The organism is Kitasatospora sp. NPDC001132, from assembly GCF_053598415.1.
The window spans coordinates 3,397-4,797 of sequence record NZ_JBSFKF010000082.1 but is presented as its reverse complement, the minus strand read 5'-3'; the positions used below and the strand labels follow the sequence as shown (position 1 = coordinate 4,797).

General features: G+C 56.2%; 1 other annotated feature (only partly in view).

Annotated features, from left to right (window positions below):
* Positions 1–2: 2 nt before the first annotated feature.
* Positions 3–1,401: a sequence feature (mutual gap in cmsearch alignment for this rRNA model is longer than 100), on the bottom strand (it continues 1,638 nt past the right edge of the window).

Below are 1,401 nucleotides of genomic sequence, written 5' to 3'. Positions count from 1 at the left end.
CTGAGGACAAGCCCTCGGCCTATTAGTACCGGTCAACTCCACCCCTCACAGGGCTTCCATATCCGGCCTATCAACCCAGTCGTCTACTGGGAGCCTTACCCTCTCAAGGAGGTGGGAGTGCTCATCTCGAAGCAGGCTTCCCGCTTAGATGCTTTCAGCGGTTATCCCTCCCGAACGTAGCCAACCAGCCATGCCCTTGGCAGAACAACTGGCACACCAGAGGTTCGTCCGTCCCGGTCCTCTCGTACTAGGGACAGCCCTTCTCAACACTCCTACGCGCACAGCGGATAGGGACCGAACTGTCTCACGACGTTCTAAACCCAGCTCGCGTACCGCTTTAATGGGCGAACAGCCCAACCCTTGGGACCTACTCCAGCCCCAGGATGCGACGAGCCGACATCGAGGTGCCAAACCATCCCGTCGATATGGACTCTTGGGGAAGATCAGCCTGTTATCCCCGGGGTACCTTTTATCCGTTGAGCGACGGCGCTTCCACAAGCCACCGCCGGATCACTAGTCCCTACTTTCGTACCTGCTCGACCCGTCAGTCTCACAGTCAAGCTCCCTTGTGCACTTACACTCAACACCTGATTGCCAACCAGGCTGAGGGAACCTTTGGGCGCCTCCGTTACCCTTTAGGAGGCAACCGCCCCAGTTAAACTACCCACCAGACACTGTCCCTGATCCGGATCACGGACCCAGGTTAGACATCCAGCACGACCAGAGTGGTATTTCAACGGCGACTCCACAACAACTGGCGTTGCTGCTTCACAGTCTCCCACCTATCCTACACAAGCCGAACCGAACACCAATATCAAGCTATAGTAAAGGTCCCGGGGTCTTTCCGTCCTGCTGCGCGAAACGAGCATCTTTACTCGTAATGCAATTTCACCGGGCCTATGGTTGAGACAGTCGAGAAGTCGTTACGCCATTCGTGCAGGTCGGAACTTACCCGACAAGGAATTTCGCTACCTTAGGATGGTTATAGTTACCACCGCCGTTTACTGGCGCTTAAGTTCTCAGCTTCGCCCCGACGAATCAGAGCTAACCGGTCCCCTTAACGTTCCAGCACCGGGCAGGCGTCAGTCCGTATACATCGCCTTACGGCTTCGCACGGACCTGTGTTTTTAGTAAACAGTCGCTTCTCGCTGGTCTCTGCGGCCACCCCCAGCTCAGAGTGCAAGACTCGTCACCAGGAATGGCCCCCCTTCTCCCGAAGTTACGGGGGCATTTTGCCGAGTTCCTTAACCATAGTTCACCCGAACGCCTCGGTATTCTCTACCTGACCACCTGAGTCGGTTTGGGGTACGGGCCGCCATGAAACTCGCTAGAGGCTTTTCTCGACAGCATAGGATCATCCACTTCACCACAATCGGCTCGGCATCAGGTCTCAGCCTACGT